Source organism: Pseudomonas sp. S1(2024) (assembly GCF_046557535.1).
The window spans coordinates 1-24,799 of the sequence record NZ_JBKGFP010000019.1 but is presented as its reverse complement, the minus strand read 5'-3'; the positions used below and the strand labels follow the sequence as shown (position 1 = coordinate 24,799).

The 24,799-nt window shown below is 61.3% G+C and carries 25 protein-coding genes and 1 tRNA gene; 18 read left to right on the top strand and 8 right to left on the bottom strand.

Features of this window, described 5'->3' with window-relative positions:
• Positions 1-42 precede the first annotated feature (42 nt).
• Together ACLCGK_RS08320 and ACLCGK_RS08315 are read left to right on the top strand one after the other, a co-directional pair.
• A complete protein-coding gene (locus ACLCGK_RS08320; protein WP_410951803.1) occupies positions 43-660 on the top strand; it encodes a TPM domain-containing protein in 618 nt (205 codons plus the stop codon).
• 270 nt (positions 661-930) lie between these two features.
• A complete protein-coding gene (locus ACLCGK_RS08315; RefSeq protein ID WP_410951802.1) occupies positions 931-2,154 on the top strand; it encodes a class I SAM-dependent methyltransferase in 1,224 nt (407 codons plus the stop codon).
• 4 nt (positions 2,155-2,158) lie between these two features.
• Here the strand turns inward: ACLCGK_RS08315 and ACLCGK_RS08310 are convergent, their stop codons facing one another.
• On the bottom strand, positions 2,159-3,037 hold the full coding sequence (locus ACLCGK_RS08310; protein ID WP_410951801.1) for a helix-turn-helix domain-containing protein: 879 nt from the start codon (positions 3,035-3,037) through the stop codon (positions 2,159-2,161).
• A gap of 450 nt (positions 3,038-3,487) precedes the next feature.
• On the opposite strand from ACLCGK_RS08310, the gene ACLCGK_RS08305 reads away from it, so the two are divergent.
• The 14 genes from ACLCGK_RS08305 to ACLCGK_RS08240 all read left to right on the top strand — a co-directional run bounded on the left by ACLCGK_RS08305 (position 3,488) and on the right by ACLCGK_RS08240 (position 16,310).
• Positions 3,488-3,718 (top strand): Flp family type IVb pilin, encoded by a 231-nt coding sequence (locus ACLCGK_RS08305; protein WP_410951800.1) that lies wholly within the window; start codon positions 3,488-3,490, stop codon positions 3,716-3,718.
• Between the two features lie 24 nt (positions 3,719-3,742).
• Positions 3,743-4,261 (top strand): prepilin peptidase, encoded by a 519-nt coding sequence (locus tag ACLCGK_RS08300; protein ID WP_410951799.1) that lies wholly within the window; start codon positions 3,743-3,745, stop codon positions 4,259-4,261.
• Positions 4,262-4,276: 15 nt separating this feature from the next.
• The gene (locus tag ACLCGK_RS08295; protein ID WP_410951798.1) at positions 4,277-5,611 is read left to right on the top strand and encodes an AAA family ATPase; all 1,335 of its coding nucleotides are present in this window, start codon (positions 4,277-4,279) and stop codon (positions 5,609-5,611) included.
• Between the two features lie 12 nt (positions 5,612-5,623).
• A complete protein-coding gene (gene cpaB / locus ACLCGK_RS08290; protein WP_410951797.1) occupies positions 5,624-6,436 on the top strand; it encodes a Flp pilus assembly protein CpaB in 813 nt (270 codons plus the stop codon).
• Positions 6,437-6,499: 63 nt separating this feature from the next.
• Positions 6,500-8,011: a type II and III secretion system protein family protein gene (locus tag ACLCGK_RS08285; protein WP_410951796.1), complete on the top strand. Its 1,512-nt coding sequence runs from the start codon at positions 6,500-6,502 to the stop codon at positions 8,009-8,011.
• Between the two features lie 15 nt (positions 8,012-8,026).
• Positions 8,027-8,299 (top strand): hypothetical protein, encoded by a 273-nt coding sequence (locus ACLCGK_RS08280; protein ID WP_410951795.1) that lies wholly within the window; start codon positions 8,027-8,029, stop codon positions 8,297-8,299.
• A 7-nt stretch (positions 8,300-8,306) separates the two neighbouring features.
• Positions 8,307-9,647 carry a TadE/TadG family type IV pilus assembly protein gene (locus ACLCGK_RS08275; RefSeq protein WP_410951807.1) on the top strand — a complete coding sequence of 447 codons (1,341 nt, stop codon included), beginning with the start codon at positions 8,307-8,309 and terminating at the stop codon, positions 9,645-9,647.
• A 9-nt stretch (positions 9,648-9,656) separates the two neighbouring features.
• Positions 9,657-10,127 (top strand): TadE/TadG family type IV pilus assembly protein, encoded by a 471-nt coding sequence (locus ACLCGK_RS08270; RefSeq protein ID WP_410951794.1) that lies wholly within the window; start codon positions 9,657-9,659, stop codon positions 10,125-10,127.
• The gene (locus ACLCGK_RS08265) at positions 10,127-10,630 is read left to right on the top strand and encodes a TadE/TadG family type IV pilus assembly protein (protein WP_015271620.1); all 504 of its coding nucleotides are present in this window, start codon (positions 10,127-10,129) and stop codon (positions 10,628-10,630) included. The genes ACLCGK_RS08270 and ACLCGK_RS08265 overlap by 1 nt, the downstream gene beginning before the upstream one ends.
• Positions 10,624-11,841: an AAA family ATPase gene (locus ACLCGK_RS08260; RefSeq protein ID WP_410951793.1), complete on the top strand. Its 1,218-nt coding sequence runs from the start codon at positions 10,624-10,626 to the stop codon at positions 11,839-11,841. Before ACLCGK_RS08265 ends, ACLCGK_RS08260 begins: the two co-directional genes overlap by 7 nt.
• Before the next feature lie 3 nt (positions 11,842-11,844).
• Positions 11,845-13,287 (top strand): CpaF family protein, encoded by a 1,443-nt coding sequence (locus ACLCGK_RS08255; protein WP_410951792.1) that lies wholly within the window; start codon positions 11,845-11,847, stop codon positions 13,285-13,287.
• A complete protein-coding gene (locus tag ACLCGK_RS08250; RefSeq protein ID WP_410951791.1) occupies positions 13,284-14,270 on the top strand; it encodes a type II secretion system F family protein in 987 nt (328 codons plus the stop codon). The genes ACLCGK_RS08255 and ACLCGK_RS08250 overlap by 4 nt, the downstream gene beginning before the upstream one ends.
• A 26-nt stretch (positions 14,271-14,296) precedes the next feature.
• On the top strand, positions 14,297-15,265 hold the full coding sequence (locus ACLCGK_RS08245) for a type II secretion system F family protein (RefSeq protein ID WP_410951790.1): 969 nt from the start codon (positions 14,297-14,299) through the stop codon (positions 15,263-15,265).
• Between the two features lies 1 nt (position 15,266).
• Positions 15,267-16,310: a tetratricopeptide repeat protein gene (locus ACLCGK_RS08240; protein WP_410951789.1), complete on the top strand. Its 1,044-nt coding sequence runs from the start codon at positions 15,267-15,269 to the stop codon at positions 16,308-16,310.
• A 183-nt stretch (positions 16,311-16,493) separates the two neighbouring features.
• Here the strand turns inward: ACLCGK_RS08240 and ACLCGK_RS08235 are convergent, their stop codons facing one another.
• The 6 genes from ACLCGK_RS08235 to ACLCGK_RS08210 form a co-directional block, all read right to left on the bottom strand.
• Positions 16,494-17,504 carry a DUF4917 family protein gene (locus ACLCGK_RS08235; protein WP_410951788.1) on the bottom strand — a complete coding sequence of 337 codons (1,011 nt, stop codon included), beginning with the start codon at positions 17,502-17,504 and terminating at the stop codon, positions 16,494-16,496.
• 214 nt (positions 17,505-17,718) lie between these two features.
• Complete coding sequence (locus ACLCGK_RS08230; protein WP_410951787.1) at positions 17,719-19,425, bottom strand: SulP family inorganic anion transporter; 1,707 nt, start codon at positions 19,423-19,425, stop codon at positions 17,719-17,721.
• A gap of 165 nt (positions 19,426-19,590) precedes the next feature.
• A tRNA-Gly gene (locus tag ACLCGK_RS08225) sits at positions 19,591-19,664 on the bottom strand.
• Between the two features lie 111 nt (positions 19,665-19,775).
• On the bottom strand, positions 19,776-20,663 hold the full coding sequence (locus ACLCGK_RS08220) for an alpha/beta fold hydrolase (protein ID WP_013974016.1): 888 nt from the start codon (positions 20,661-20,663) through the stop codon (positions 19,776-19,778).
• A 448-nt stretch (positions 20,664-21,111) separates the two neighbouring features.
• On the bottom strand, positions 21,112-21,804 hold the full coding sequence (locus ACLCGK_RS08215; protein WP_061550377.1) for a pseudouridine synthase: 693 nt from the start codon (positions 21,802-21,804) through the stop codon (positions 21,112-21,114).
• 9 nt (positions 21,805-21,813) lie between these two features.
• Positions 21,814-22,026 carry a cysteine-rich CWC family protein gene (locus ACLCGK_RS08210; protein ID WP_015271611.1) on the bottom strand — a complete coding sequence of 71 codons (213 nt, stop codon included), beginning with the start codon at positions 22,024-22,026 and terminating at the stop codon, positions 21,814-21,816.
• Positions 22,027-22,169: 143 nt separating this feature from the next.
• Here ACLCGK_RS08210 and ACLCGK_RS08205 point away from each other — a divergent pair, with 143 nt between their 5' ends.
• The gene (locus ACLCGK_RS08205; RefSeq protein WP_085721051.1) at positions 22,170-22,622 is read left to right on the top strand and encodes a hypothetical protein; all 453 of its coding nucleotides are present in this window, start codon (positions 22,170-22,172) and stop codon (positions 22,620-22,622) included.
• A 147-nt stretch (positions 22,623-22,769) separates the two neighbouring features.
• Here ACLCGK_RS08205 and ACLCGK_RS08200 read toward each other — a convergent pair whose 3' ends face one another.
• Positions 22,770-23,876 (bottom strand): enoyl-CoA hydratase/isomerase family protein, encoded by a 1,107-nt coding sequence (locus tag ACLCGK_RS08200; RefSeq protein WP_085721052.1) that lies wholly within the window; start codon positions 23,874-23,876, stop codon positions 22,770-22,772.
• A gap of 126 nt (positions 23,877-24,002) precedes the next feature.
• On the opposite strand from ACLCGK_RS08200, the gene ung reads away from it, so the two are divergent.
• Complete coding sequence (gene ung, locus ACLCGK_RS08195; protein ID WP_087500320.1) at positions 24,003-24,695, top strand: uracil-DNA glycosylase; 693 nt, start codon at positions 24,003-24,005, stop codon at positions 24,693-24,695.
• The last annotated feature ends 104 nt before the right edge of the window (positions 24,696-24,799 follow it).

Here is a 24,799-nt window from a genome sequence, read left to right as displayed (position 1 = left end):
TGCCGGGACAACAACTATAAGAACGCTCAAGAGACCGACGGCATGACCCCCCTCGACGAATACCATCAGCGCCAGATCGCCGAAGCCATTGCCCGTGCCGAACGGCGCACCGATGCCGAACTGGTGACGGTGCTGGCCCGCCGGGCCGACGATTATGCCTACTGGCCGTTGTTCTGGGCCGCCGTGCTGGCGCTGGCCGTGCCGGCCCTGTTGCACTGGCTGCTGGGTTGGCCCGGAGTGCGTGGCTTGCTGGTGGCCAATGTGCTGCTGTTCGTAGGCTTGTGCCTGCTGCTGCGCAGCCCGCGCCTGGCCGGCTGGCTGATCCCCCGGGCCCTGCGCCGCTGGCGTGCTTCGCGCCTGGCCCGCCAGCAGTTTCGCGAACAGAACCTGCAGCGCACTGCTGGTGCCACGGGCGTACTGATCTTCGTCAGCGAGGCGGAGCGGCATGTGGAGATCCTGGTCGACCGCGGTATCGAGCGCCATCTGGATGCCACCGCCCGCGCGGCCATCGTCGCCCGCCTTGCCGAACATGTACGCCAGGGCCGCACCTTGCAGGGGTTTGTCGAGTGCATCGAGGCATGCGGCGAACTGCTCAGCGAACATGTGCCGCCTACCCATGCACGTAACGAGTTGCCCAACCGGTTGGTGATTCTCGATTGAGCCCTAATGCCAGTCAGTCAAGCAAATTGGGGCCGCTTTGCGGCCCTTCGCGGGCTTGCCCGCTCCCACAGGTGTGTCGCTGAGCCCATGATTTGTGCGACCCCTGTGGGAGCGGGCAAGCCCGCGAAGGGCTGCAAAGCAGCCCCAATTAAACAGGCAAACCTTAACTGACTGGCATTAGGGCAAGCCCGCTCCCACAGGAAGTTGAGCACCCTGTAGAATGCGTGCATTGCGCCATGCGCTCCCCGCTATCCGAGGCACCGTTTTTCCATGTCCGCCAGTTCTTCTGCCCCATCCGCGCCGGATGCGCGCACCCAGTTTCTCGACCTGCTGAACGCCGCCCTGCATGGCAATACCCTGGTCAAACTGGTATTGGCGCGCCATGTCGGTGCCGACCAGACCTTGCAACGGATCATTGCCAAGCCGCTGCAGGTCAAGGGCCAGCCGTGCCTGTCGCTGGTCTATCGCCACCAGACCCGTGACATCACCCGCAATCTGGCGCTGGAGCAGGCCCAGGCGCTGGTCGCCGAGCTGCTACCGGACAGCTTCCGCAACGCGCACCTGTTCGATGCCGACGGTGAAGTGCAGTTGACCTTCAGCAAGAAGGGCAAGCCCATGCTCCAGCGCCACGGCGCACAGGCGCCACGCGAAGCTGCCAGTAGCAGCGGCCATGACCGCGAGAAGAAGCGCTATCTGGAGCTTTCACGGCCGTTCCTGCGTGACCTCGGGGTTACTGACGCACAAGGCGCGCTGATACCGTCGATGTCGCGCAAGTGGAAGCAGATCAACAAGTTCATCGAAGTCTTCGACCACGCCCTGGCCAGTGCACCGGTGCCGGCGGCGCAGGCGCTACGGGTGGCCGACTTCGGCTCAGGCAAGGGCTACCTGACCTTTGCCATGCACGACTACCTGCGCAATAGCCTGGGCCGCGAAGCACAGGTAACCGGCGTCGAGCTGCGCCAGGACATGGTCGACCTGTGCAACGCCGCCGCCTTGCGCCTGGAGCACCCGGGCCTGGAGTTCCAGTGTGGTGATGTGCGTAGCGTGGTGCCCGAGGCCATCGAAGTGATGATTGCCCTGCATGCCTGCGACATCGCCACCGACTACGCCATCCACACCGGCATCCGCTGCAACGCCGCGATCATCATGTGCTCGCCGTGCTGCCACAAGCAGATCCGCCCGCAATTGCACAGCCCGGGGTTGTTGCAACCGATGCTGCAGTACGGCCTGCACATGGGCCAGCAGGCCGAAATGCTGACCGACAGCCTGCGCGCGCTGTACCTCGAAGCCTGCGGGTACGAGACCAAGGTGTTCGAGTTCATTTCGCTGGAGCACACCAACAAGAACAAGATGATTCTTGCGGTGAAGCGGCGCCAGGCAGGGGACAACGGCGCGTTGCTGGAGAAGATCGGGCAGCTCAAGGCGTTCTATGGGGTGAAGGAGCATTGCCTGGAGACGTTGTTGCGTGCGGATGGGTTGCTGCCTGGCGTGTGATTCTTCAGCGGCTCTTGTGAAATGCCGCATTCGGTAACACGTTATCCATCAGTGGCGCATCTGGACCTTTCAGAGGCTCGGTTTCGCTGACCGACGCTCCGAGCTGGCGGGCATGTCGGTATTCGCTGGGTGTGCAGTTGCTGACCTGCTTGAAGGCACGGGCGAAGTAGGATGGGTCCTTGAAGCCGGCCTCATAGCCGATGCTGGTAATCGGCATCTGGCTGTTGACCAGCAGGTCCATGGCCAGGTTCATGCGCTTGCTCAGGATGTAATCCAGAAACCCAACGCCGTTGACCTCCTTGAACAGGCGGCTGAAGCGGGCCGTGGTCATGCCGCAGCGCTGTGCGATGTCCTTTTGGTCGATGCATTCGCGAAAATGCTGGTCGATGTATGGCATGACCTTGCTGAGCGCCTGGTGCTTGTGGTGTTCGCCGGTCAGGCGAATGCTGTCCGGCAAAGAGGGAAGGTGGTCGATGCGCTGCGCATGGCCTGAGGTCTTGCTGGCGTGGCGTATGTCGCACAGCTGCTTGAGGACATCGATGTAGCGGCTTTTCTCACCGCTTGTCAGCGGCAATACCAGATACTCCCAGACCCGCGAACGCATGGCCCAGACAGCCAGCTCTTCGGAGTGCTGCACGGTGAACATGGTGATCGGTATGGACGGTGAGTTGCGTTTCACTTCCAGCAGCAGGTTGAGGTTGAGGGTGTCGGGGCGATCGAAATGCATGCAGATCATGTCTGCCTGCTGGCGTTCGGAATGCGCCACGGCCTTCGCCAGTTTGCAATCGCAGACATGACTGAACTGTGCCATCAGCGCTTCGGTGGAATGATCGCGTGTCAGATCGAACCACAACAGCAGCGGCTTTGTGCCCGGGTTAGACATCGTGACTTAACCTTATGCTGGGGAGTTTCCCTACGAGCAGCAGTATTGTCAAAACACTATTAAGTCGCCGAGCAATTTGGTTATTACCTTAGATCGTTTTTGCTTAGGGGGTTCTATGCGTTTTGTAAAAGCCTGATGTTAGACAGGTTCCGCATTTGACCTGGCCTCTGCTCATGACGACCGCTTGTCGGCTTTGAACAAACGTGCCAGAACCTTTCCCTGAACCGGCTGCAAATGCGTACGAAAGTGCTTCTCATATTCGGGTTTACTGCCTGTTTTACTGGTGGGCTTGCCCACCTTTTCGATGCTGGCCAATGGCCGCAAAAAAGTCCTAGCGATTCGCAAAATTCTCCTAACCACTGCTGTCACCCTCTGACTAGGATTCGCAACAGGTAGTGCAAAACACCACTGCCCGGGAAGAAAAATAATGTCCTTAGCGAGGTGAGCGAAATGAATCTGCAAACTATCAAGGCTTCGGTGATGAAGTTCGTCAAAGACGAAGATGGCCTGACCATTGTGGAGTATGCGGTGGCTGGTGGGTTGATCACTCTTGCCGTAGTGGGTGCTTTCCAATTACTGGGTGGCGCAGTCAATACAAAGATTACTGGTCTGAAAGATGCTGTTAGCGGCGCGACTGGCACCGGCACTGGTAGCGGTACTGGTGGGACTACTACTCCTTAATCAAGCCCCATGGGGGATGCAGCAATGTCAACAGAGTCTCTGTTCGCCATTGTCGTGCTGCTAGGGCTGCTGGGCATTGCGGTGGTGGGGGATCTTCGTAACCACCGCATCCCCAACGTCTTGATCTTGCTGGGGTTGGGTTTGGGGTTGGCGAGCCAGGCTTACTCCGCAGGACTTGCCGGGCTGGGTCATGGCGTGCTGGGTATGCTAATTGGTTTTACCGTATTTCTTCCAATGTACGCATTGGGGGGCATGGCTGCTGGCGACGTCAAGTTGATGGCAATGGTCGGCGCCTTTCTTACGCCATATGACGCACTTTCGTCTGCACTTTTCAGCCTTATAGCCGGGGGCGTGTGTGGGATCCTGATAGTGCTTATACGCGGTCAGTTGCAACGGACGTTAGAACGCTACTGGCTGATGTTGACGGTGCGGGCTTATTTGGCGCCGGTGGCGGATGAGGTGGCAGGTAAGCCTTTCCCTTATTCCGTCGCGATCCTTTCCGGAACCCTTGTCAGCCTGTTTGGGCTACCGTTTGGCCTATAGCCTTGGAGGCTAACCATGTACGCACTCAGAGACAGTGGTGCCTGCGCCTGTGACAAGGATGCAGTGCAGAGCCTGGCACCGCAGCCACGTACAGTCCGTGAGACTGGCCTGGCAGAAAGCTTTCTCGGTGATTTGCTGTGCAAGCACCTGCACGACGCCGGTACGTTGGACCTGTCGCGGCTGGTTGAGCGCCTGGCGCTAACCGGTGCAGTGGTAGAAGAAGTGCTGGCCTTTCTGCGCAAGGATGGCCGCGTCGAGGTACTGGGCCAGGTAGGTGTGCAAACGGGGGGGCAGGTGCTGCGATACGGCTTGACCGAACGCGGCCGCGGTACCGCCCGGGATGCACTGGCGCGCAGCGGCTACATCGGCGCGGCGCCCTTCCCGGTAGGTGCCTACCGTGACCTGCTCAAGCTGCAGACCATCCACCATGGCCGCATCAGTACGCAGGACATGCATGCGGCCTTCGCTGGCGTAGTGCTCTCGGAGAGCATGCTCGATCAACTGGGCGTAGCGTTGAACTCCGGGCGCGCGATCATGATTTACGGCCCCGCAGGCACCGGCAAGACCTACGTCAGCAGCCGGTTGATCCGCCTGTTCGCCGAATCCATCTGGGTACCGCATGCCATAGAAATCAATGAGTCGGTCATCGAGGTGTATGACCCTCAGGTGCATCAGCGCGTGGAGGAGGAGGGTCAACCCACCAGCCTGTTGCTGAACGAAGGCATCGATCGTCGGCTGGTGCGCTGCAAACGCCCGGTTGTGATCACTGGCGGTGAGTTGGGCATGGAGCAACTGGACGTCCGCTTCGATCCCAGTACCCGTCAGTACCAGGCCTCCTTGCAACTCAAGGCCAGCAACGGCCTGTTCATCATCGACGACATGGGGCGCCAGCGCATGGCCCCGGCCGAACTGTTCAACCGCTGGATCGTGCCGATGGAAGAGAAGCGCGACTTCCTCAACCTGGGTGGCGGGCGCCATTGCGAGCTGCCGTTCGATCTGGTGCTGGTGTTTTCCACCAACCTCAATCCGCTGGAGTTGGCTGACGAAGCCTTCTTGCGGCGCATTGGCTACAAGCTGCAGTTCAGCTACCTGAAAGTCGATGAGTACGAACGCATCTGGCGTCAGGAATGCGAACGCCTGGGCCTGGCTTACGACCCGCTGCTGTTGCGTTACGCGCTACAGGCGCTGTACGAGGCCGAAGGCGTGCCGCTGGTGCCCTGCCACCCTCGCGACCTGCTGAACATGGCGCTCGACAGACAGCGTTACCTGGGCGGCGATGGTCCGCTGTCGCCTCAGGAGCTGAAATGGGCCTGGCAAAGCTACTTCGTGCAGATCGACTTCCTTGGATAAGGAGATGCAGACATGAGTGCCCGTACGCTGACCCTGGTTGCTGTTTCCCTGACCTTGGGGCTTGGTGCCGCCTTGATGGCCAACAACTGGCTCAATGGCCGGCTCAACGCCGCCCCGGATGACAACATGAAGAACGTGGTGGTGGCCACGGTGGAGATCCCGTTCGGGCAGATGATCGAGGCCCAGCAGGTCGCCATCGTGCGCATGCCCAAGGATGCGGTGCCTGACGATGCCTTCGACAGCAATGAAAAGGTGGTTGGCAAGATTGCCACTTTCGCCCTGTTGCGCGGCGATGTGCTGCGCAGCGCACGCGTGGCTGAGCACCTGGGTGGCAGTACCCTAGCGTCGTTGATCGCCCCCGACAAACGTGCCATTTCGGTGCGTGTCGACGATGTGGTCGGGGTGGGCGGGTTCCTCTTGCCGGGTAACCGGGTCGATGTACTGGCGACCAAGCGCAGCGATAGCAGCAGTAATGACTCGGAGTCCAGGACCATCCTCCAGGACTTGCGGGTACTGGCTGTGGACCAGACGGCGGGGACAGACAAGACCCAGCCCGTGGTGGTGCGTGCCGTGACCTTGGAAATGTCGACTAAGGAGGCAGAGGCCTTGGTCAAAGCGCAATCCGAAGGCAGATTGCAACTGGCCCTGCGCAACCCGCTGGATGCTCAGAAACAGTTGCCAGCCGTTGCTGCTGTCGAGCCGCTCAAGGCCGCGTCGCCAGCCGCCAAACCCCAACCAAAGCCGGTGGCAAAAGATAGCAATGGCGGTGGTGCGGTCACCATCATCCGCGGGACCAAGGTCGAGGTCGCAAAAGCAAGGTTTTAAGGCAGTAGGCGTGCGAATAGCTAACCTTCGGCAGGAACAAGATCACCTCGCAGGGAGTAGTCAATGAATACTTTGCAGAGACTAGGGCTGTACCTGTTTTGCGGGCTGGGTACGCAGCTGCTGTTCGCTGGCGTGGCACAGGCTGAAGGACCGGGGGCGGGATACAGCGCCATGCCGGCGGCCAACACCAATATGGTCCAGGTGCCCATCTACAAGTCGCGGACGATCAGCGCTCGTACGCCGGTGAGGAAAATCTCGGTCGGCAACCCGGATATCGCCGATATCCTGATTACCAGCCCGACCCAGCTCTACCTGCTCGGCCGCTCCCTGGGCACTACCAACGTGCTGCTGTGGGACAACAACAACCGCTTGATCGACACCCTGGATGTGGAGGTCGTGCATGACCTCACCGGGCTCAAGACCAAACTGCACCAGCTGCTGCCCGCGGAGAACATCGAGGTGTTCAGCGCACAAGGCGCGTTGGTACTGCGTGGCCAGGTGCGTAGTGCCGCGGCCATGGACACAGCGATGAAAGTGGCCAAGACCTATGCCGCGCAAACCTCGAGTGTGGTGCAAGGCAAGGGTGAAGCCGCCGAAGCGGCACCGGCCCAGTCGCTGGAGGTGATCAACCTGCTCAGCGTCGGTGGCAGCCAGCAGGTGATGTTGGAAGTGAAAGTGGCCGAGATGCAGCGCAGCCTGATCAAGAACCTCAACGTGCGCTTCAATGCCCTTGGCTCATCCGGCAACTGGAGCGGTGGCGGGTTCAACAATGGTCAAGGACTAGGCCTGACTCCAGGAGGCGGGTCGATCCTTTCGCCAGGTTCGCTGATTGGTGGCGGCAAAGGCTTGTTCGCCCAGTTCCTGTCCGACGATTTCCTCTTCAATGTGGTGCTGGAAGCGTCCAAGGACAATGGCTCGGCCAAGGTGCTGGCTGAACCCACCCTCACCACCTTGACCGGTCAGCAGGCGGAATTCATTTCAGGTGGCGAGTTCCCTGTGCCGATCACCGAGGATGATGGCATCACCGTCGAATACAAGGAATTCGGTGTCGGGGTGAAGTTCCTGCCGGTGGTGCTCGACTCCGGGCGCATCAACCTCAACCTGAATGTCTCGGTGAGCGAGCTTTCCAACGTCAACTCGCTGGTGCTCGACACCGGCCTCAGCAGTGTGCTGGGCGATGGTGTCACCCAGGTCATTCCGTCGCTGACCAAGCGCAGCGCCGAGTCCACTGTCGAACTGGGCAATGGCCAGACCATCGCCATCGCGGGCTTGATCAGTGAAAACACCCGCGATTTCGTCAGCCGCTTCCCCGGGCTGGGGGACCTGCCGATACTCGGGCACCTGTTCCGCAGCCAGTCGTTCATAAACGGTGAAACCGAACTGGTGATCCTGGTGACGCCGCACCTCGCCAAGCCTGTGGATGCCAAGGCGGTGCGCCTGCCCACCGAGAAGTTCGTCGAGCCCAGTGACCTGGACTTCTACCTGCTCGGCAAGACCAAGGGCAGTGAGCCGGGGCGCGCGGTGCCCGTCAGCCTCGGGGTCAGCGGTGGCAACTTTGGCCATGATCTGAACTGATCGGAGAGAACCAGCATGAGAAGCATGATCGTGTGTTGTGCGCTGCTGTCAGGGTTGTCCGGCTGCATGTCGTACGATGAAGGTCGCGTTGGCCCGCTGGGTTACAGCGTCTACCAGACTACCTACCAGCAGATTGCGGACAAGCAAGTGGCCGCCAACCCAGGCACCGAACTACCTGCCGCAGGCCCCGATGGCCCGTTGCTGGAGAAGGTGATCGATGGATATCGGGGGGCGACGGGCGAAGCGCAGCAGGTTGGCCAGCCGATTCAGATCAAATTCGGCGATTGAGGGCTTGATGATGACTCCTCGAGTTCAACGGATGTTCACCGCTCGGCCAGTTCAACAGCGGGGAGCAGTGATTGTCATGATCGTGATCGCCCTGTTAGCGATATTGATGATGGCAGCGTTGGTGCTCGATGGGGGCCACATGCTGTTGAACAAGACACGCCTGCAGAATGCTGTGGACGCTGCTGCCCTGAGTGGCGCCAAGACCCTGAGCCAGGTGATGGGCGCTGGCAATGCCGCCACTACCGCGCGTGATGCCGCGCTCTTTACCCTGAACGAAAATGCCAAGGCCGCGGGCAATAAGGAACTGTTGACGGCAATTGGCGGCAAACTCGGAGCATTCGCTGTGGTGGAACTGGCAGACAATGTCTATGGGCCTTTCTCCTTCCCCGGGCCGGCCAATGCCACCTATGTGCGGGTCTCGGTACCGAAGTATGCACTGGGGGGCTTTTTCTGGAGCTTTGCCCAATCATTCGGTACAGGCGCCTTGGGGGCCAAGCAAGTGGCGGCGATTGCCACCGCCGGGCCGAGCCCGACCAGCCCGTGTGATCTTGCGCCGCTGCTGGTCTGTCCCAAGTCGGCCCAATATGACCCGGACGCCGGCATATTCTGGGGGTATCGTTTTGGTGACTTGGAGGTCTTGAAATCAGCCTCCAAGAACAGCGACCCGATTGGCCCGGGTAACTTCCAGCTACTCGATTTTGGCTCGGGCGGCAAGGAAGTTGGCGAGCTCATGGCCGGTGGCGGCTCGGTTTGTCGCAATGTCGGTGAAAACGTCACCACCAAGCCTGGCAACACGGTTGGCCCATCCGTCAAAGGTCTGAATACGCGATTCGGCGAGTACTCCGGGTCATTAAAGAGTTCGGATTATCCACCCGACCTGGTGACGACCTATAGCAACCCGGTGATGAAGTACAACGACAAAACCGCACGGCTGGAGCAGCAGGGGCAACTTGTCACTTCGAGCAATGGCAACCTGTCTGCTGGCGGTACGCCGCTGTTCGACTACAACGACTATGCCGCGCAGACAGCCGCATGTGTCGCAGGTGGGGGGAGTGGGTGCCAATCGAATGGGGTTTTCGAGCGGCGCATGCTGAAGATCGTGGTGGGGGACTGCTCCGGCAAGAACTCGGGAGCCTCGTCGATTCCGGTCATCGGTTTTGGTTGTTTCTTCGTGGTGCAGCCGGCCGACAACTCGGGTGGGGATTCGCAGATATTCGGCCAGTTCGTCAAACAATGCGAAGGCGACGGCGTGCCCGGGCCTACGCCGCAGGACGATTCCGGCCCGCAGATCATCCAGCTGTACAAAACCTTTATCAGTGGCAGTGGCACACCGAGCACCGACTCCTAGGAGCGTGTCATGGAACTTTATCGGCTCAAGCGTGCACAGCGCCAGCAAGGGGTGGCAATCGTCGAATTCACCATCACCCTGCCGCTGTTGCTCCTGACCTTGCTGGCGTTCGGCGAGTTTGGCCGTATGCTCTACCAGTACAACAGCCTGCTGCAGGGCAGTCGTGATGCAGCGCGCTTTGTCGCCAGCCAGGCCTGGAACTCGACCCTTGGCAAGGTCGAGGTGAGCGCTGACCTCGAGTGCATGACCAAGAAAGTGGCGGTGTACGGTGCACCCTCCGCGCCGCCCTGCAGCCTGACCGGCATGCCGGCCAATACCACTGTGCAGGTGGTCAAGGTGGCGGGCACCAACGACCACGTGCAGGTGACCATCAGCGCGGTCTTTTCCCCGCTGATCGCCAACGGCATTCCGGCCTTTATCGGCAACGGCACCGCGCTGAACTTCCCGTTGGTCGCTACCACCGTGATGAGGGCACTGTGATGAAGCGCAGAAGCATGCAGGGCGTTTACGTGGTGGAGTTCGCCATTGTCAGTGCGTTGATGTTCACGCTGCTGTTCGGAGTGCTGGAAATAGGCCGGCTGTACTACACCGTGAACGTCTTGAATGAGTCCGTGCGGCGTGGCGCACGCCTGGCTGCGGTGTGCAATATCAGCGATCCAGTGGTGCTGCGCAGGGCCATATTCAACAGTGCGGGCGACAGTGGTGCCAGCACCCTGCTGGCCGGCCTGGACACCTCGGACCTGACCCTGCGTTACCTGGACAAGAACGGTGCACAGGTCGCCAACCCCGGTGATCTGGTAAGTGCCACCGGGTTTGCCGCCGTCCGCTATGTGCAGCTGACGCTGCAGAACTTTCAATTCAGCCTGTTTATTCCAGGTTTTGGGGTGCCCATTACCCTGCCAGTATTCAAGGCGACCTTACCTCGAGAGAGCCTCGGGCGTCATACCGAGGCGGATGTCGTACCGGAGATCACGCCATGCTGAATCTTAGGGAATCTTCCGTATCCGCTACCTCCATCAAACCCGGGATGCGTCTGTTGATCAGCAGCTCCGACGCCGTGGCCTTGCGCCAGCTGCAAGAAATCTGTCAGCGCATCGCCGGTCTGGAGGTGAATGTTCGCCAGGTCAGCAATGGGCATTGCGACCCTCTGTACGGGCTGGACCGGATGCCCGATTTCCTGCTGCTGCGCGTTGGCCAGCTGTGGCGTGAGGAACTGGCAGCCCTGTTGCAACGCCCGGCCCATGAGCGCCCGCCACTGTTGGTGTGTGGCCTGCTGGACGATCGGGAAGGCATGCGCTTGGCAATGCAGGCGGGTGCGCGTGATTTTCTGCCGGAGCCCATCGTTGCCACGGAGCTTATCGCTGCGTTGAATCGTATGGTCATGGAAACCCAGACCAACAGCACGGCAACAGGCAAACTGGTTGCGGTGATGAATGCCAAGGGTGGCTCCGGCGGCACGGTGCTGGCCTGTAACCTGGCGCATCAGCTCAGCCTCAAGGGCAACGCGCTGCTGCTTGACCTGGACCTGCAGTTTGGCAGCGTGTCGCATCATCTGGATGTGGCGCAGTCGCACAGCCAACTGGACGTGTTGCAGCAGATAAAGGAAATGGATGGCATTGCACTGCGCGGCTTCTGCAGCCATTTCAGCCCGTCCTTGCATGTGCTTGGCAGCCGCGCCAATGAGCTGTGCCTGCCGCAGGATGTCCAGGCCGAACAGCTCGATGCGCTGCTGCAGCTGGCGCGGGCCAGCTATGACTGGGTGGTGGCGGACTTGCCGCGGCAGATCGATCACCTTACCGCCTCGGTGCTGGAGCAGGCCGACCGGGTGTACGTCGTGGTGCAGCAGAGCGTCAACCACCTGCGCGACGCCAGCTGCCTGGCGCGCATTCTGCGTGATGACCTGGGCGTACGCGGCAATCAGCTGGAGGTGGTGGTCAACCGCTATGACAAGGCGGCGCCGGTCAGCCTCAAGGATATCGGCGAGGCGCTGCGCTGCACCAATATCGTGAAACTGCCGAATGACTTCAGCGTTATCAATCAGAGCCAGAACACGGGTGTGCCATTAGGCTTGCAAGCACCTCGCTCCGCGATCACCCAAGCGCTGCATGGGCTGGCCGAGGAATTGGTTGGCAAGCAGGTGGACACTGACACGGGACTGTTCAAACGCGCCTTCAAGCGTGTTTTTCGGGGGTGAACCATGCTTAGCGATTTCCGTAACCGTTTACGCAAACAAGCAGTCACCCCCGAGGCATCGACGCCGTCGAAGCAGGGTGGCGGCGCGAAGGACCCGGCAGAGGCGCTGATGGCGTGGGAACATTCGGCACCGGATGTTCTGTTTGAAACGAAAAGCCAGGTCACATCGGTGGAAGCCGAGTGGCGGGAAAAAACCTATCAGCAACTGCTCAAGGTCATGGACCTGTCCTTGCTCGATTCGCTCGAGCAGGCCGAGGCCGTGCGGCAGATCCGCGATATCTGCCAGCGTCTGCTCGATGAACATTCGGCGCCGGTGAGCTCTGCCAGCCGCCAGTTGATCATCAAGCAGATCACCGACGAAGTGCTTGGCTTGGGCCCGTTGGAGCCACTGCTGGCCGACCACACGGTGTCCGATATCCTGGTCAACGGGCATGACTCGGTGTACGTCGAACGGTTCGGCAAGTTGCAGCGCACCGATGTGCGTTTTCGCGATGATCAGCACCTGCTGAACATCATCGATCGCATCGTCTCCAGCCTCGGCCGGCGTATCGACGAGTCTTCGCCGTTGGTCGATGCACGCCTCAAGGACGGTTCACGGGTCAATGCGATCATCCCGCCGCTGGCCATCGACGGGCCAAGTATCTCGATACGCCGCTTTGCGGTGGACCTGCTCAATACCGACAGCTTGATCCAGGCGGGCGCGCTGACGCCGGCCATCGCCTTGCTGCTGAAGGCGATCGTGCGGGGGCGGCTGAACGTACTGATCTCCGGCGGCACCGGCTGCGGCAAGACCACCATGCTCAATGTGCTGTCCAGTTTCATTCCCCATAACGAGCGCATCGTCACCATCGAGGACTCGGCCGAGCTGCAACTGCAGCAGCCGCATGTGGTGCGCCTGGAAACGCGGCCTGCGAACATCGAGGGGCGTGGCGAGGTGGGCCAGCGTGAGCTGGTGCGCAACAGCCTGCGGATGCGCCCGGACCGTATCGTGATCGGTGAGGTGCGCGGCGCCGAGGCGCTGGACATGCTGACGGCGATGAACACTGGTCACGATGGTTCACTGACTACCATCCACGCCAATACCGCGCGCGATGCGTTGGGCCGGGTCGAGAACATGGTCTTGATGTCTGGCGCCACGTTCCCGATCAAGGCCATGCGTCAACAGATCGCATCGGCCATCGATGTGGTGATCCAGCTGGAGCGGCAGGAAGACGGCAAACGGCGGTTGGTCAGTGTGCAGGAGATCAACGGCATGGAAGGTGAAATCATCACCATGACTGAGATCTTCTCTTTTGTCCGCAATGGTGTGGGCGAGCAGGGCCAGGTGCTCGGTGACTTCCGGCCAAGTGGCATGGTCCCAGCGTTTCGCGATTCCTTGGCCAAGCGCGGGATCGAGTTGCCGCTGACGATGTTCAGGCCTGAATGGATGGAGGCTCGTCAGCCATGAGCCAGATACCCGGTGAATTCATCCTGATGTTTCTTGGCATGGTGTTCGTTGCCGTGTTTCTCCTCAGCCAAGGCTTGGCAGTGCCAGTGTTCGGTGAGGCGGGCAAGGTACGCAAGCGTATCCGCAGTCGACTTGTGCTCCTGGAGCGGGCAAGTCATCTGCCGAACATGCAGACCGTGCTGCGGCAGAAATACCTGACACGTCTGTCGCCGCTGGAGGCGCGGCTTGAGCAATTGCCGTTCATGGCGACGCTGACTCAAATGATCGAGCAGGCCGGGCATGAGTACCGGGCCTATCGGGTACTACTGCTGGGGTTGGCGCTGGCAGCTGCTGCCGGGATGCTGGCTTGGATGTTCTTCCCTTACTGGTGGCTGGCGCTGGCGGCAGCGTTCGTGGCGTTCTGGCTGCCGCTGCTGAAAATTACCCGTGACCGTGGCAAGCGTTTCGCCAAGTTTGAAGAGGGCTTGCCGGATGCGCTGGAAGCTATGTGCCGGGCATTGCGCGCCGGGCACCCTTTTAATGAAACCCTGCGTCTGGTGGCAGATGAGCACAAGGGGCCGGTGGCGCATGAGTTTGGCCTGACCTTCGCCGATATCAACTACGGTAATGATGTGCGCCGGGCCATGCTTGGCCTGCTGGAGCGGATGCCAAGCATGACAGTGATGATGCTGGTCACCTCGATCCTCATTCACCGTGAGACTGGCGGCAACCTGACGGAGGTACTGGAGCGCTTGAGCAATTTGATACGTGGGCGTTTCCGCTTTCAGCGCAAGATCAAGACAATGTCGGCCGAAGGGCGTATGTCGGCTTGGGTGCTGGTGGCCATACCCTTCCTGCTGGCGGCAGCGATCATTATCACGAGCCCGGATTATCTGACGTTGTTGATCAAGGATCCCACTGGGCAAATGTTGGTCATGGGGGCTTTTGGCTCCATGTTGGTGGGGATTTTCTGGATTCGTAAGATTATCCGTATCCAGATTTAGGCAGTTCTCGCATGGGGGCGTCGGTCATGGACTATTTGCTCGGTTTATTGAGTGGGGTGACGGACAACGAGGCATTGGCACGTTTGCTGATCGTCGGTGCGATCGGGGTAAGCACGGTCATTGCCGTTATCACTGTGACGTTACTGGTGCAGGGTTTGCAGAGCCCACTGCAGCGTCGTCTAGCACTGATCAAGCGTGATCACTCCAGCGCTGCGGCCGGGCGGGAGGCGCCAGGAAACCTTCAGCTTCTACTGGAGCGGGTTGGTCGGCGCGTTACCCCGTCTACGGATGGGCAGGTGTCGGCTACTCGAACCCTGTTGACCCACGCGGGTTATGGTTCGGCGTCGGCGGTACAGGTGTATTGGGCGGTGCGTTTGCTGTTGCCGTTGCTGCTGGTAGGCGTCTCGCTGTTGGTACTGCCACTGGTTCCGAACCTTTCCTTGATGATGGGCATGGGAGTGGTGGCCATGGGAGCGGCCGTCGGATGGCTTCTGCCGGCAATCTATGTCGACAAGCGAAAGAATGCTCGGCAAGGTCGGTTGCGTGCAGCCTTCCCCGATGCCCTGGACCTGATGGTGGTTTGCGTGGAGTCGGGCCTGGCGTTGCCCCAAGCGATCGAGCGGGTGGCCGAAGAAATGGCGGTCAGCCAGGCCGAGCTGGCCGAGGAACTGGCCTTGGTCAATGCGCAGATCCGCGCCGGTATTTCCAGTACCGAAGCGCTCCGGCAACTGGCAGATCGCACCGGCCTGGAAGACATCCAGGGTCTGGTCAGCCTGTTGGCCCAGAGCATTCGCTTCGGTACCAGCGTAGCGACCACCTTGCGCATCTATGCCGAGGAGTTTCGTGACCGGCGCATGCAGGCCGCCGAGGAAATGGGCGCGAAGATCGGAACAAAGCTGGTTTTTCCGCTAATTTTCTGTCTGTGGCCAAGCTTTTTTCTGGTTGCCATCGGCCCGGTGATCATCGGGATACTTAAAACGTTCGGGAAGCCATGACATGAACAGGATCAGCTTGCTGTTGACCATGATCGCCGTGCTCTCGGGTTGCCAGAGCACTGGTCCAGACTTGAATGGGGTGCGTTCTGTCTACTCCGCTGGCAATTCGGTGCTCTATCAGGTGCAGTCGCAGAGCAACTCGCCCGACCAGGCGATGCAGATGGCTGCTATGGCTTACCAGGCCGGTGACCTGGACCAGGCGCTGTACCAGTACCTGCGCGTCCTCGAGCTGGCGCCCGAACGTTATGAGGCCTTGGTCTGGGTTGGCCGTATCCACCGCGAACGGGGCAATAACCAGCTTGCCGAGATGGCCTTCACCGAGGTACTGGGCAAGGCACCTGATAACCCCGATGCCCTGACGGAAATGGGCCTGCTGAATCTGTCCATGCGTAAACATGAGCAGGCCAAGGCAATGCTGTTGAAAGCAGTTGCCGTGGATCAGAAACGCTTCGTCAAGGACCCGGCCACCACCCAGACCGGGGCGGCTGCGCTCAGGGTCGACGGCAAGTCACCGCTCAAGGCCTACAACGGGCTGGGGGTACTCGCGGATCTGGCCGACAACTTCGCCGAGGCGCAAACCTACTACCGCCTGGCCGAGCTCATAGATCCGCGTTCGGCGTTGGTGCAGAACAGCCTGGGGTATTCCTACTACATGGCCGGGCAATGGGCCGATGCCGAGCTCCGGTACAAGCGTGGTGTGAGTTACGACGGCACCTACAAACCGCTTTGGCGCAACTATGGGTTGCTGCTGGCTCGCATGGGGCGCTATGAGGAGGCGGTGTCTGCATTCGAACAGGTCGAAAAGCGTGCCGAGGCCAGCAATGATGTCGGCTATGTCTGCCTGGTGGAAGGCAAGCTGGATGTGGCTGAGCAGTTCTTCCGTAGCGCGATCGAGTTGTCGCCGGGGCACTATCCAGTCGCCTGGGAAAACCTGAACAGGGTCCAGCAGATTCGGCAAATCCGCCAGCTGGGCGGCGATGTAGCGATGCCCGAGCCGGTTGCAGTTGGCCCGGCCGTGCAGGTGACAACCGCGTCGGCGCCTTGACGGGGCGAGTGGTTCAGCGGGCAAGCCCTGATGCCTGTCAGATAGCATTAACGGGGCTGCTTTGCAGCCCATCGCCGGCAAGCCGGCTCCCACAGGTACCGCTCAGAATTCAGGCGTTGCGCGATCCCTCTGGGAGCCGGCTTGCCGGCGATGGACCGCAAAGCGGCCCCCAATTGGTCCACTTCATCTGTGGGTGAGCGGTGCTTCAATAGCCAACGCTGCCTGCCCCAACGGATGCGTACTGGCATCAAAGAAGTGCAGCACTGTCCCCGGCATATCCCCGAACCTGTCGACAAAATGCTGCTTCTGGTTGATCACCGATGCCTCGCTCAACGGCCTTATGGCAATCGACAGATGCATCGGTCGGGCCTGTCGGATGGCTTCGAGCAGATGCTGGTCACTGCTGTCCAGGTGCAGCCCGAACAGGCATAGCCCCTGGCTTTCCCGCGCCAGTTGCCCCAGGCACCAGCCCAGGTAGTCAGAGTTGCGGATGGCGCGCAGCTTCTCGTCGCTGCGGTCTTCGTTGACGAACAGCGGCACTTCGCCCGGGATGTTCACGGCAAAACCATCGAGCAGTTCGGCGCTGTCGGCACTGCGTTGGCGGGTGGTGCCGTCGGGCAGCTTGAGCAGGTGCAGGCCGCCATGCAGGTGCAGTACCCGCGTACCTTCGCCGTTGGTGCGGCGCACGTCGAAGAAGCCTTGCTCGTCGAATAGTTCGGCGAAACCCTGCGGGGCGTGTTGCACGGCCCACGGTAGCAGCAGGTCGTAGTTGCTGGTGTAGACGCTGCGGTAGCCACGCAGCGCCTGGTTGAGGGTTGCCAGGGTCGTGGCCGGCATGAGTGGCCACGGCAGGTGCACCGTGCGTACGGCGTGGATCAGCGCTTCCTTGATCGAGTAGTAGCGGTTCAGCGGCGCGGTGGAGTTGATGGCCAGCGCGGCGTTGGTGCGCACGGTGGTGTTGAGGGCGCTGAGCACCGGCTCGAACAGTTCCGTACCCAGTGACTTGAACAGTGCCTGGTCGCTGACGGCCAGGCCTTTCTTGCGCCCGGCACGTTGCGCTTCCTCGAACAGCGAGAAGTAGCCGAACGGCTTCCACAGCACGCGGCTGGCGCCGTTGCCCAGCAGCAGGGCGTCGCAAGGGTGGCGGGCGGCGAGTTCCGGCCAGGGGGTGAGAGTGGCGTCTAGTGCGGGCATGCTGGGGTCCGTTGGGTGGAGCGGGAACGGGGGCGACTTTAGCATGTCATGCAAGGCGTGCGAGGGTTGGTGTCCAGGCAACTGCTTTGTGCAGCCTGTACTGGCCCTATCGCCGGCAAGCCCGCTCCCACAGGTTCGCCACAGGCCTTGAGAGTAGTGCAGTACCTGTGGGAGCCGGCTTGCCGGCGATGGCCAGTAGCAACGACGCAATGCTTCAACCTTGTTCAGCCCGTTGCCCAACGCGACTCCTGTTCCGCCAAACCCGATAGGCGCGAATGCCCGCCCGCACCGAGCCGAACAGCAGTTTGTCTTCCATCTCCCGGGCCATCCCCGAGCGCACCAGCATGCGCAGGAAGGTGCCGCGAGCGCGGGCGATGGCAAAGAAGATGCCCTGCGCGGCCAGGGTGTCGCGCACTTCGCGCAGGGCGGCGATGCCGCTGACGTCGATGCTGGTCACCGCCTCGGCATCGAACAGCACGGCCCTGGGCTGGTCCTGGCTCTGCACCGCTTCGAGCAGGCGCATCTTGAAGTAGTCGGCGTTGAAGAACAGGATCGCGTCGTCGAAGCGGTACACCACCAGGCCTGGCACGGTGCGGGCATCCTTGTGTTTGCGGATGTCCACCTGGCCTTCGGTGCCGGGCAGCCAGCCCAGCACCGCGTCGGTGGGCTGATAGATGCTGTACAGCAGGCGCAGGATCGCCAGGGTCACGGCAAACACGATGCCGGGCAGCACGCCCAGGCTCAGCACACCGACCGTGGTCAGCAGGCACAGCCAGAACTCGAAGCGGCTCAGGCGGCGGATATGCTTCAGCGACTTGATGTCGATCAGCCCCCAGCCTGCCATCAGCAGCACGGCACCCAGCGCTGCCTGCGGGATCCACGCCATCGGCGCGGTGAAGAACAACAGGATCAGGGCGATGACCAGTGCTGCGATGATGCCCACCAGTTGGCTCTTGCCACCGACCATGTCGTTGACCGCAGTGCGCGAGTCTGCACCGCTGATGGCAAAGCCCTGGGAAACCCCGGCAGCCAGGTTGCTTACGCCCAGGGCGACGAATTCGTGGTTGGCGTTGATCGCGTAGCCGTGCCGGGCGGCAAAGCTGCGTGCGGTGAGCATGGCGCTGCAGAAGCTTACGGTGGCGATACCCAGGGCGTCGCGCAGCAGGCTTTTCATTTCTGCCAGGTTACTGTGTGGCCAGGCCAGCTGCGGGATGCCGGCAGGTACCGGGCCGAGAATGGCGACGCCAAAGCGGTCAAGGCCGAGCAGGCCGACCAGCAGCATGAACAGCGCCACTACAGTTAGCGCCGCAGGCAGGTGGGGGTAGCGTCGTGGCAGCCAGATCAGCAGGCCCAGTGCGGCGATGCCGATGAGCAGCGTCACCCAGTGGATTTCGCCCAGGCGCTGGAAGAAGTTGATCAGGCTGAGGATGAAACCGTCGCCCTCGATCTTGAACCCCACCACCTTGGACAACTGCCCGGCGATCAGGCTCAGGCCGATACCGTTGAGATAGCCGATCAGGATCGGCCGCGAGAAGAAGCTGGCGATGAACCCGGCCCGGGCCACCCCAGCCGCGATCAGCATTACCCCGACCAGCAAGGTGACGATCACCGACAGCTCGGCAATCCGGTGCGGCTCGCCCATGGCCAACGGCGCCACGGCGCCGGCGATCATCGCGCAGGTAGCGGCGTCTGGGCCGACCATCAGCTGGCGCGAGCTTCCGATCAGGGCATAGACCATCATCGGCAGCACACAGGCATACAGGCCGTACTGCGGCGGCAGGCCGACGATCTGCGCGTAGGCGATGGCAATGGGAATCTGAATCGCCGCCACCGAGAGGCCGGCCTGCAGGTCGGCGTGGAACCACTCGCGGCGGTAGTGCAGCAGGTTGGCAAGGCCCGGTAGCCAGCGGGAGAGAAACATGCGTCGTCCTTTCGAAATGCTTCACGAATCCATCCACGCATTGAAGCGGATCGGCAGGCAAATGGCCATGGGGCAGGTCAAAGGGAGGGGGGAGAAACGAAAAAAGGAGCCTGGGCTCCTTTTTACAGCGATGACGTTGCTGGAACGCCATGCGGGAATGCGATGTGGAGCGGGTAGAGGGAATCGAACCCTCAACTAAAGCTTGGGAAGCTTTCGTTTTACCACTAAACTATACCCGCGTTTGCGCAGCACTTTTTACCAGAACCCTCAACGAATTAGAAGCCCAAGTTATTAAAAAGCTTGTCGGCGCCCCATGGTTTGCGGGTTTGAGCCACAGGACGCCGAGTTGCTCAGATGGCCAATGCATGCTGCTCCTGTTTTACAGGCTGGTAACGTTGACGAGGTTCACGCACGGTTGGCTTCAGGAACCCCAGCATGACACTGCGAGTGTCCTCGCAAGCGGCCTTGTGTTCCATATCCAGGAAGTGGCCTGCATCGCGGATCACGCTGAAGTGGCTGCGTCCCACGTGCTTGCTGAACTGCCGCGCATCTTCGACCGTGGTGTACTCGTCGCGGTCACCATTGATGAAAAGTACCGGGATGTCGATATTGCGTGCACCATCCAGCGCCCGCCCCAGGTCATGTTGCAGCACCTCATTGATGTGGAAGTGCATCTGCGCATACTCGTGGCTGTCCAGGCTGCTGACATGGCGGTAGTTGAAGCGCTTGAACAGTGACGGCAGGTGCTTGCCGATGGTGTCGTTGATCAGGTTGCCGACCTGATAACGGTCGCAGGCGGCCAGGTACTGGCAACCACGGTCCAGGTAGTCGCGCATCGGTTCGTTGATCACCGGTGAGAACGAACTCACCACTGCCTTCTTCACGCCCCGCGGCTGGTGCGCCAGCGCCAGCAGCGTACTTGCGCCACCCCACGAGAACGACATCACGTGGTCTGCCTGGAAGTGCTCGATCAGCTCGAGGAGAATATGCGCTTCGGTCTCCTTGCTGATAAAGCGTTCCTGGCGATTGTGCGGCTTGGATTTGCCAGCGTATGGCTGGTCGAACAGTACAACGTTGAACTGCGGGTGCAGGTTACGTACCGTCTGGGCGAACGAGGCCGTGGTGGCAAGCGAGCCATTGATCAGGATGATCGTATTCTCGGCCGCATCCGCGCGATAGAACTCCGTGTAAACCCGATACTGACCTTGGATATCAAGTACAGCGATTTCTGGCCTCATGTCATCGACTCCTGGCGCAAAAAGGGTATTCGCGTCACCTAGGGTGCACGTTCTTTATGACAGGTAGGCATTTGCCTGAAGAGAAACCGGGGGGCCCTGTGTCGATCCTTGGCACGTGCGTCGACGGTATTGTTTTAGGCGGGCAATTCGCCGTGCCCCAAGGCATCGAGGCCTTGGGTGGCCGGCAAAAAGTGTCTTCGACTGCGGTCGTGACTTGGTAGTCACATGCAGACTGACGATTTGGATTCAAGCAGTGGGTCGGGAATCCCGCAAGTGCCGTTCGGGGGAAAATGTGACTTTTGTCGCTGAGCGGTCGTATGACGACCCTGATCTGTCTGGTCCGGCCTCTTCGCGGGCTCGCCCGCTCCCACAGGGATCACACCAGCCCGGAGGCCTGTGGTGTACCTGTGGGAGCGGGCGTGCCCGCGAAGAGGCCGGTACAGGCTGATTAGACCGTCGCTATTTCATCCGCCGTCAGCTCACGAAACGCCCCAGGCGCCAACCCCGGGTCCAGCCGGATCGCCCCCATGCTCTCCCGATGCAACCCCACCACCTTGTTGTCGAAATGGCCGAACATGCGCTTCACCTGGTGATAGCGCCCTTCGATGATCGACAGCCGTGCCTGGCGCGGCCCGAGGATGTCCAGCTGGGCGGGCAGGGTGGTGAGGTCTTCGAAAGCGAAGTAGAAGCCCTCGAGGAACTTGGCCACATAGTGCTCGCCAATCTCGTCCTCGGTTTGCACCAGGTAGTGCTTGGGCAGCTTGGTCGCGGGCTGGGTAAGCCGGCGTGACCATTGGCCATCGTTGGTCAGGATCATCAAGCCCGTGGTGTTGAAGTCCAGCCGCCCGGCAATGTGCAGGTCCTCACGCAAACCGGCTGGCAGCAGGTCGAGCACGGTGCGGTGTTGCGGGTCCTGGGTGGCGCTGACGCAGCCTGCGGGCTTGTGCAACATCAGGTAGCGTGCCGGGCGGCCAGCCTGCAGCAGCTGGTCGTCCAGCTCCACGCGGCTGAATTCGCGCACTTCGGCCAGTGGGTCGCTGACCACTTGGCCATCCACCCGCACACGGCGTTGCGCCAGCATCAGACGGACTTGCTGGCGGTTGTGGCTGGGCAGGTTGGCGAGGAAACGGTCGAGGCGCATGGCAAACGGTCAGTCGGAAGCGGGGGAGCGAAGTTGTTCTTCGACGGCGGCGCAGCGCGGGCACAGGCAGGCTTTGTCGCGCAGCTCGGCGGGAAGGGCTTCGAGCACGGCAGGGTCGATGGTCACGCTGTAACACCAGCAGGCCTGGGTGGCTCGGCGCGGATCGGCCAAGCTGCACTGGTTGAGGGCGCCACAAGCGGGGCAGTGCTGGTTGTCGGGCATGGTTGCCATTCACCTGTATCAAATTGTTGCAGAAATGGCACTGCACCTTGGCGGCACTGTCTTAATCAGTGTCGATGATCGCATTTCGCATCGACGCTCGCCAGCGCCGCTGTTCGGGCACTCCAGCGGTCCAGGAGGCCGCCATGTCCTATCGAATCCTGTTGATCGCCCTGCTGGGGCTGATGACTTCCGCCTGCGTTCCGTACTACGAGAGCGGGGGCTATTACCGATCGGACCACTACTACTCCGACCGTTATGTGTCACCGGATTATTACCGCTATGACCGCTATTACGTAGCGCCGCAGCCCCGTTATTATTATCAGCCTGCGCCACGCTACTACTACCGCTCGGCGCCCGCGCCTCACTACCGGTCTCATCCGCAGCCGGGGATGAAGCAATGGTATGGCAACCCACGCAATGACTATGGCAACCGCCAGCGGTATGACTATGGGCGCGACCGGGACCGTCATGATTATCGAGGTGGCAGCCAGCGCTACCAGCAGAATGACCGTTGGCACTCTAGCGGGCGGGGGGATGGTGACCGGCGCGGGGATGGGCGGCGTGGGCACGGGCAAGGGGGGAACTGGCAGCGGTAGGTGAATTGAAAACCGGGGGCGCGTTGCGCCCCTTTCGCGACGCAAGGCCGCTCCCACAGGTACGGCGCAGCATTGGAAACCATCGCTGTACCTGTGGGAGCGGCCTTGTGTCGCGATGGGCTGCAATGCAGCCCCAACTTCTCGAAGCTACCCGAGATCCGCCAGCGGATGCCGCCCCTCCCACACCTTGGCAAAATGCGCCTCCACCACCGCCGCCGGCACTTGCGCCACATCGGGCCAGTGCCAGTGCGGCTGGTTGTCCTTGTCCAGCAAGCGCGCGCGCACGCCTTCGCTGAATTCCGGGTGGCGGCAGCAGTTCAGGCTCATGCTGTATTCCATCTGGAACACCTGCGCCAACGACAGCTGCCGTGCCCGGCGGATCTGTTCCCACACCAGGTGTGCGGTCAGCGGGCAACCTTCATGCAACCGTTGGCCGGCATCTGCCAGCAGCGGGTCGTCGTGGTGCTTGAGCCCCTCCAGCGCACGCCAGGCGGCTGCTGCGTCGGCCACGTCGAGCAACTGATCGATTACCTGTCGCCGCGGCAGCCACTGGGCCTGGGGCAACTCGGCGCAGGCGCGGTGCTGTTCGGCCTTGAGCAGGCTGTTCAGTTGCAGGGCAGTTTGTTCCTGCCAGTTCAGTTGCAGCAGTTCCTCGATCAGCGCCTCTTGCTGGTGCTCACCCAGAAAGCGGTCGGCCAGGCCCAGGTCCAGGGCGTCGTGGGCATTGATCGGCGCGCCTGTCAGGCCGAGGAACAACCCCAGCTTGCCCGGCAGGCGGGCAAGGAACCAGCTGGCGCCCACGTCCGGGTACAGGCCGATGCTGATTTCCGGCATGGCCAACCGACTGCTGGGGGTGACAATACGCACATTGGCGCCCTGCAGCAGGCCCATGCCACCACCCAGCACATGCCCGTGCCCCCAGCACAGCAACGGCTTGGGATAGGTGTGCAGGGCAAAGTCCAGGCGGTATTCGGCGGCGAAGAAGGTGGCGGCCAGCGGGGGCACGCTACCAGGGTGGTCGCGGCAGGCTTGTACCAGCGCACGCACATCACCGCCGGCACAGAAGGCCTTGGCACCGTTGCCGCGCAGCAGCACGCAGACAATTCCCGGGTCGCGGGCCCAGGCGTGCAACTGTTCGCCCAATACCTCGATCATCGGCAGGCTCAGCGCATTGAGCGCCTTGGGCGCATCCAGGGTGGCGATGCCGATGCGGGCGCCATCGGCGCCGGTGAGTACCTCGCAATGAATGGCCATGGACTACCTCGCGCAAGTCATCGCCCAAGTATGGCTTGCCTGGCCGAACATGCCGGTCGTCGGTCGGATCGTTTGACAAGCGGGAAGGGCTTACCTAGTGTCGCGCCATTGTTTATGGAAGGCCCCATGACTGACGACGATCGCATCAAACTCGAACCCAGCTGGAAGGCCGCCTTGCGCGCGGAATTCGACCAGCCCTACATGCATCAGTTGCGCGAGTTCCTGCGCAGCGAGTACGCCGCCGGCAAAGAGATCTACCCGCCAGGGCCGTTGATCTTCAACGCACTCAACTCGACGCCGCTAGACCAGGTGAAGGTGGTCATCCTTGGCCAGGACCCTTACCACGGGCCGGGCCAGGCGCATGGCCTGTGCTTCTCGGTGCAGCCGGGCGTGGCCACGCCACCTTCGCTGGTCAACATCTACAAGGAGCTGCAGCGCGACCTGAACATCCCGATTGCCAGTCATGGCTACCTGCAGAGCTGGGCCGAGCAGGGCGTGCTGTTGCTCAACACGACCATGACCGTGGAGCGCGCCAATGCCGCGTCGCATGCCAAGAAGGGCTGGGAGTTCTTTACCGACCGGATCATCCAGGTGGTCAGCGAGCAGTGCCCGAACGTGGTGTTCCTGCTGTGGGGCTCGCATGCGCAAAGCAAGCAGAAGCTGATCGACGGGACCAAGCACCTGGTGCTGAAATCGGTGCATCCATCACCGTTGTCGGCTTACCGTGGGTTCCTGGGGTGCGGGCATTTCAGCCGGGCCAACAGTTTCCTCCAGCAGCGCGGGCTGGCGCCGATCAACTGGGCATTGCCACCGCTGTGATCACCTGAAAGAACGCGTCGCTTGCTTCGCGGGCTTGCCCGCTCCCACAGGGACGGCACCTCACCTGAAAGGGGAAAATTAAACGCCGGGGAGGGGGAGAAACC

What these genes read in the sequence shown, in the direction of transcription:
- ACLCGK_RS08320 (WP_410951803.1), top strand. Translation starts at nt 43, where the DNA reads ATGACCCCCCTCGACGAATACCATCAGCGCCAGATCGCCGAAGCCATT.
- ACLCGK_RS08315 (WP_410951802.1), top strand. Translation starts at nt 931, where the DNA reads ATGTCCGCCAGTTCTTCTGCCCCATCCGCGCCGGATGCGCGCACCCAG.
- ACLCGK_RS08310 (WP_410951801.1), bottom strand. Translation starts at nt 3,037, where the DNA reads ATGTCTAACCCGGGCACAAAGCCGCTGCTGTTGTGGTTCGATCTGACA.
- ACLCGK_RS08305 (WP_410951800.1), top strand. Translation starts at nt 3,488, where the DNA reads ATGAATCTGCAAACTATCAAGGCTTCGGTGATGAAGTTCGTCAAAGAC.
- ACLCGK_RS08300 (WP_410951799.1), top strand. Translation starts at nt 3,743, where the DNA reads ATGTCAACAGAGTCTCTGTTCGCCATTGTCGTGCTGCTAGGGCTGCTG.
- ACLCGK_RS08295 (WP_410951798.1), top strand. Translation starts at nt 4,277, where the DNA reads ATGTACGCACTCAGAGACAGTGGTGCCTGCGCCTGTGACAAGGATGCA.
- cpaB (WP_410951797.1), top strand. Translation starts at nt 5,624, where the DNA reads ATGAGTGCCCGTACGCTGACCCTGGTTGCTGTTTCCCTGACCTTGGGG.
- ACLCGK_RS08285 (WP_410951796.1), top strand. Translation starts at nt 6,500, where the DNA reads ATGAATACTTTGCAGAGACTAGGGCTGTACCTGTTTTGCGGGCTGGGT.
- ACLCGK_RS08280 (WP_410951795.1), top strand. Translation starts at nt 8,027, where the DNA reads ATGAGAAGCATGATCGTGTGTTGTGCGCTGCTGTCAGGGTTGTCCGGC.
- ACLCGK_RS08275 (WP_410951807.1), top strand. Translation starts at nt 8,307, where the DNA reads ATGATGACTCCTCGAGTTCAACGGATGTTCACCGCTCGGCCAGTTCAA.
- ACLCGK_RS08270 (WP_410951794.1), top strand. Translation starts at nt 9,657, where the DNA reads ATGGAACTTTATCGGCTCAAGCGTGCACAGCGCCAGCAAGGGGTGGCA.
- ACLCGK_RS08265 (WP_015271620.1), top strand. Translation starts at nt 10,127, where the DNA reads ATGAAGCGCAGAAGCATGCAGGGCGTTTACGTGGTGGAGTTCGCCATT.
- ACLCGK_RS08260 (WP_410951793.1), top strand. Translation starts at nt 10,624, where the DNA reads ATGCTGAATCTTAGGGAATCTTCCGTATCCGCTACCTCCATCAAACCC.
- ACLCGK_RS08255 (WP_410951792.1), top strand. Translation starts at nt 11,845, where the DNA reads ATGCTTAGCGATTTCCGTAACCGTTTACGCAAACAAGCAGTCACCCCC.
- ACLCGK_RS08250 (WP_410951791.1), top strand. Translation starts at nt 13,284, where the DNA reads ATGAGCCAGATACCCGGTGAATTCATCCTGATGTTTCTTGGCATGGTG.
- ACLCGK_RS08245 (WP_410951790.1), top strand. Translation starts at nt 14,297, where the DNA reads ATGGACTATTTGCTCGGTTTATTGAGTGGGGTGACGGACAACGAGGCA.
- ACLCGK_RS08240 (WP_410951789.1), top strand. Translation starts at nt 15,267, where the DNA reads ATGAACAGGATCAGCTTGCTGTTGACCATGATCGCCGTGCTCTCGGGT.
- ACLCGK_RS08235 (WP_410951788.1), bottom strand. Translation starts at nt 17,504, where the DNA reads ATGCCCGCACTAGACGCCACTCTCACCCCCTGGCCGGAACTCGCCGCC.
- ACLCGK_RS08230 (WP_410951787.1), bottom strand. Translation starts at nt 19,425, where the DNA reads ATGTTTCTCTCCCGCTGGCTACCGGGCCTTGCCAACCTGCTGCACTAC.
- ACLCGK_RS08220 (WP_013974016.1), bottom strand. Translation starts at nt 20,663, where the DNA reads ATGAGGCCAGAAATCGCTGTACTTGATATCCAAGGTCAGTATCGGGTT.
- ACLCGK_RS08215 (WP_061550377.1), bottom strand. Translation starts at nt 21,804, where the DNA reads ATGCGCCTCGACCGTTTCCTCGCCAACCTGCCCAGCCACAACCGCCAG.
- ACLCGK_RS08210 (WP_015271611.1), bottom strand. Translation starts at nt 22,026, where the DNA reads ATGCCCGACAACCAGCACTGCCCCGCTTGTGGCGCCCTCAACCAGTGC.
- ACLCGK_RS08205 (WP_085721051.1), top strand. Translation starts at nt 22,170, where the DNA reads ATGTCCTATCGAATCCTGTTGATCGCCCTGCTGGGGCTGATGACTTCC.
- ACLCGK_RS08200 (WP_085721052.1), bottom strand. Translation starts at nt 23,876, where the DNA reads ATGGCCATTCATTGCGAGGTACTCACCGGCGCCGATGGCGCCCGCATC.
- ung (WP_087500320.1), top strand. Translation starts at nt 24,003, where the DNA reads ATGACTGACGACGATCGCATCAAACTCGAACCCAGCTGGAAGGCCGCC.